General features: G+C 55.1%; 5 protein-coding genes. All 5 read right to left on the reverse strand.

Annotated features, from left to right (window positions below; translation table 11 throughout):
* On the reverse strand, window positions 1-1729 hold a 1729-nt coding region (locus V6C16_RS07860; protein WP_333542976.1), incomplete at its 3' end, for an Hpt domain-containing protein.
* A gap of 65 nt (window positions 1730-1794) precedes the next feature.
* On the reverse strand, window positions 1795-2163 hold the full coding sequence (locus V6C16_RS07865; protein ID WP_012625008.1) for a response regulator: 369 nt from the start codon (window positions 2161-2163) through the stop codon (window positions 1795-1797).
* A 407-nt stretch (window positions 2164-2570) separates the two neighbouring features.
* Window positions 2571-3317 carry a chemotaxis protein CheW gene (locus V6C16_RS07870; RefSeq protein WP_333536425.1) on the reverse strand — a complete coding sequence of 249 codons (747 nt, stop codon included), beginning with the start codon at window positions 3315-3317 and terminating at the stop codon, window positions 2571-2573.
* On the reverse strand, window positions 3311-4087 hold the full coding sequence (locus V6C16_RS07875) for a ParA family protein (RefSeq protein WP_333536427.1): 777 nt from the start codon (window positions 4085-4087) through the stop codon (window positions 3311-3313). Before V6C16_RS07875 ends, V6C16_RS07870 begins: the two co-directional genes overlap by 7 nt.
* Before the next feature lie 7 nt (window positions 4088-4094).
* The gene (locus tag V6C16_RS07880; protein ID WP_333536429.1) at window positions 4095-4925 is read right to left on the reverse strand and encodes a CheR family methyltransferase; all 831 of its coding nucleotides are present in this window, start codon (window positions 4923-4925) and stop codon (window positions 4095-4097) included.
* Window positions 4926-5028: the final 103 nt, after the last annotated feature.

Raw genomic sequence — 5028 nt, forward strand, 5'->3', positions numbered from 1 at the left:
GCCCAGCGGATGCCGCCGTCGCAGGAGAAGCCGTTTTTGCAGCAGTCTGCGTGGCGTCCTGAGCTTCCGCCCGCGGCTGAACAGGAACGGCGGGGCTGGCTGCTGTTTGGGCGTTTTCAGGCTTTTCAGCGGCGGCTGCGGGTTCAGTCCCACCCTCTGTATCTGGAGCGGATTCTTTGGCGGCGGAGTTGACATCTGTGGGAACCTTGCCGTCATTCAGGGCCTGGCGCACCATGTCTTCGATGATGCTCACTTCCTGATCCAGCAGGTCCACCATGAGGTCAAAGTCTATGCCGCTGCTGCGGCCCTGATCCACAATACCGGCCGTACGCTCGGCATAGGTCTTGATGTCCGGCAGTCCCATAAAACCACTGGCATTTTTTATCGCCAGCAGGCAACGGTACAGGGCATCAATGGAATCTTTGTGGCTGCCGTCTTTTTTCAGGGTTTTCAGGGCCGCATGGATAATTTCGATCTGCTGCTGCACCGTAAGGCGAAAAGCTTCGGCATCATCGTTTTCAGAGCCGACGGGAATGATGGTGGGGGTTACCACCTCCACAGGCGCCTTCTTGGCAGCCGCATGGTCATCCGCCTGCTCGGAACTGTCGGAATCCGTCTGTTCGCGGCCCTGAGCGTTCAGCAATTCCGCAGGCAGGGCAATGGGGCCGCCGGCAAGGGCCTTTTGCAACTGCCTGACGACAGCATCTGTTTCAAAGGGCGACGCCTGGCCTGAAGCAACGTCAATGTTGTGTACAAGAGCTTCCATAACGTCCACAACAAGCAGCAACAGGTCAATAAGCTCGTGCGTGGGGGTGATTTTTCCCTGGCGCACGTTATTGAGCAGTGTTTCCGCTTCATGGGTGAGGGCATTGAGGTCGTTGTAACCGATAATGCCGCTATTGCCCTTCATGTTGTGGAAAAAGCGGAAAAGGTCGTTGACGAGTTCGCCCTGACCCGTGGGATTTTCTTCCAGCTCAAGCAGGCCATTGGTGAGATTTTCAATTATTTCACTTGATTCATCAATGAAATCTTTGAGGTGACTTTCGCCGAAGGCCGTAAGGGCGTAGGGCGGCAGCGCAGGCAGTGTTGCGACCCATTCCTTGCCGCTCATGCCGCCAGTGCCTTCCACCTTGGCGGAGGTGTTGTCCCCGGGCTGTGCCACAGGGGACATGTCTGGGGATGTACCAGGGGAAAGCGGGGCTTCGGAGTCTTCGTGCGCTGGCGGAAGTATTTCTGCCTCGTGCGCCACAGGGGCCGAAGGCGGGGCAGCCTCTTCAGCGGCAAAAGCGGGGGACGCCGGGGCGGCCTGTTGGGGCTGGCCCTGTGCCGGGCTTTCTCCCGCCATGATGGCGTCAATCTGGGCCATGATATGCCCGGCTTCCACCTCGCCTTCCGTGTTGCTGCTCTCAAGGTTGTCGATCATCTGGCGCAGGGCGTCTGTGGAGGCCAGAATAACGTCCATAATTTCCGGCGTGACAACCATGCTGCCCTTGCGCAGCTCATCCAAGATGTTTTCAGACTTGTGGGCAAGCTGATTGATGCGGTTCAGGCCAAGAAAGCCCGAAGCGCCCTTGAGCGAGTGCATGGGACGGAAAATGTCGTTGAGCAGCGCCAAGTTCCCCGGAGCTTTTTCAAGCTCAAGAAGATTGGGCTCGATGGTTTCGAGGTGCTCTTTGGCTTCCGCAATGAAGTCAGCAAATAATTCCGGGTCAAAAAAATCCTGGCTCATACCCCATACCCTTACTTGGCTGAAAGCGCTGTACCCTTTTCGGGTAATACTGTCTTTCTTATCGGCTAGCCCAGGAGCATCTTTATATTGCGAACCATTTTTTCCGGCTGCGCTGGTTTGACCATATAAAGGTTGGCCCCAAGGCTCATACCGGTTTGTATGTCTTTTTCCTGCCCTTCGGTGGAAAGCACGATGATCGGGATGTCTTTGTAGGCATCCTGGGCGCGGATGGTTTTAATGAAGGTAAAACCGTCCATGCGCGGCATGTTGACATCAGAGACGATCAAGTCCACCGGGTCAAGGCTGTACAGCTTTTCGATGGCGTCAAGGCCGTCCTCGGCTGTGCTGACCTTGAAGCCTTCCCCTTTCAGCACAAAGGCCACCAGGTTACGGATGGTTTTGGAGTCATCGACGACCATGATATGTTTTTTCATAATATCTGTCCCTGTCCGTCAAATGTTGACTGCCTTTTTGGCAGGCAGTGCAGCATGGATTTTGTCCGGTCTCCGGCAGGCGCTGAAGGCGGTCGCCTGAAACCAGGGTACAACGCGGCATGTTCGTGCGGCCCGATATGGCGGGCATTTGCAGCATTTATTCGCGTCATGGCAAAAATGTAATTTAGAAAAAATTTCAAAATATCGTAGATGTTATTTATAGTATTTGCAAGGGCAAGCGCTTGCTTGCGGCCTTGCGCGCCTGGAATATTTTCGTCTTGAATGCCCGGGCGGGTGCGTGGGCGGACGTCCGCCCTGGATGCGCAGGCGTAATTTTTTTTGCATGGCCGAATTTTGTAAACAGAGTGCCATATATTTTGCGAGTGTACGCGCGGAAAATGAATTTTTTAAATATCCAGCAGCTTTTCCACGATAACTTCCGGGTCAATGATGCCGTGCAGGTGATCGCCCACCTCCGCCAGTCCGCAAAGAAAGTCGGCGCTGGCCCCGAGCTGGTTTTCGGCATTCCAGTTTATTTTCTGCTGGTCGACCAGGTACATGGTATGGATCTTGTCCACAATAAAGCCGAGCTGCATGTCTTTTCCGTTGCATACCACAATGAAGCTTCCTGGTGTGTAGTGGTACTGCTGTTCCAGCGTGAGCAGGGCATCCAGGTGCAGCAGGGGAGTGACCCTGCCCCGCAGGTTGACTACCCCGGCCACAAAGGGAGGGGCCATGGGCAGGCGGGTAAGGGGCATATGCCGCAAGACCTCAACAATAACGCAAACCGGCAAAAGAAAAATTTGTTCACGCACATAAAAGGACACCATCTGCACCTTGTCTTGCGTTGCCAGTTGCGACTTCAGCGGTTCGCCTGCTGCCGGGACCGCGGCTGCCTCGTCATCCATGCCATGCCGGTATTGACCGGCTGTGGAGGCGGCGGCACAGGGCATTCCCGTGGAGACATGGGGCGAATCCGCCTCCGGACAGGGCATGGCCGTCAAAGGGGTCTGCACAGGCAGGGCGGCAAGCGTTTCACCGCCAAGATATTTCTGCACAAAAGCCCGTTCCGCATCACTGAAGGATGACGTTGCTCCCTGTTCGGGCGGCGTAAAGGACAGACCGGCGAAGTATTCTTCAGGCGTTTTTACCATAGGTGCAACACTTCCTGGGCCAGAGACTCGTAGCAGCGTGCGCCTCTGGAGTTTTTGTCTATGTCGTAGATGGTGCATCCCTGTGCGCTTGCCTCTCTGAAGCGCGTGTCCACACCCACTACTGAAGCAAACATGGCATGCCCCATCTTGTTCTGCAAAAGCTCAAGCACCCTGGTGCAGGCTTTGGCGCGCCGGTCATACATGGTGGGCAGCGCCCTGTAGAATACCGGCCTGCCAAGGGCCTTGTTGAGCGTATGCAGCGTGTCAAACAGCAGTTTCAGTCCGTGCAGGGCCAGAAAGTCTGTCTGAATGGGAATGATAAGCAGGTCTGCCGCAACCAGGGCATTGACCAGAAGAATGCCCACATGCGGCGGGCAGTCCAGCACCACAAAATCATAGCTGTCCCGCACGCAGTCAAGGCTTTTCGTCAGTACGCTGCCTTTGGCGCTGCGGTCCTTAAAGTCTACTTCAAGTTCTGAAAGCCGTATGCTGCCCGGAGCCAGATCCATGCCGTGCAAAGCCTGCGCGCGCACCATGTGCGGCCACAGATCGGGCCAATGGGCCTCGTCGGCAAGGAAAAGGTCGTGCAGACTGTATTGCACATCCTCCGGATAAATTCTGGCATGCAGGGTTGCGCAGGCATGGGGATCAAGATCCAGCAGCAGCACTTTTTTGTCCGCACGCGCCAGCGCGCTGCCCAGACTTACCGCGGTGGTGGTTTTTCCCACGCCGCCTTTTTGATTGGCTATGGCAAGAACCTTGGCTCGCATGCCTGCCCTACGCCATCTTGCGGTAGACTATGGTCCCCTTGAAATGCTCAAGCTGGAATGCGCGACTGATATTGTGCAGCGATTCTGAATGGCCGATGAGCAGCGCCCCGTTGATTTCAAGGTTATCATAAAAGGCGTTTATCACCTTGCGCTTCATTTCATCGTCAAAATAGATGATGACGTTGCGGCAGAATACGATCTGCGACTTTTCCACCCGTTTCAGCTGTTCCCTGTCGCTGAGGTTAATCTGACCGAAGGAAACGATGTTCTTGATTTCCGGCTTGATCTTGTAAAGGCTTCCGTCCTTGATAAAGTAGGCGTCGACGATTTCCTTGGGGGTGGTACGCAAGGCGTATTCGCTGTAAATGCCCTGTCTTGCGGCGGCGAGCACCGCTTCAGAAAGGTCGTTGGCCGTTATTTTGATATCCCAGCTGTGAATTTCGCTTTTGAGCACTTCGTGCAAAATGATGGCCAGGGTGTACGGCTCTTCACCCGTGGAGCAGCCCGCCGACCAGATGCGCAGTTTTTTTGAACCGTTGCGTCGGCACTGATCAAGTATTCCAGGCAACACGTGCTTTTGGAAAACCTCAAGCTGTGGAGGATTGCGGAAAAAGCTGGTTTCGTTGGTGGTCACCACCTCAAAGAGCTTGTTCAGTTCCGTTCTGCGGCTGACGTCAAAGCGAAGATAGTTGTAATACTCGCTATAGCTTTTGAGGTTCAGGTCCTTGATGCGGTTGGAAAGGCGGTTTTCCACAAGGTACTTGCGGTTTTCCGCGATAAAGATGCCGCACTGCTGATAGATGAAATCACGCAGCTGCAAAAACTCTTCATCTGTTATCTGAAGGTCTTTGCGAAAGGGCGAAGTTGCCCTGGCGCTGGCCGGAGCCGTTGCGGGCGCGCGAAAAGCCGACGTGGGCGACAGGGGCTGGCGCAAGGCTTCG

It is taken from the genome of Desulfovibrio sp. 1188_IL3213 (assembly GCF_036763145.1).
In the GTDB taxonomy this organism is placed as follows: Bacteria; Desulfobacterota; Desulfovibrionia; order Desulfovibrionales; family Desulfovibrionaceae; genus Desulfovibrio.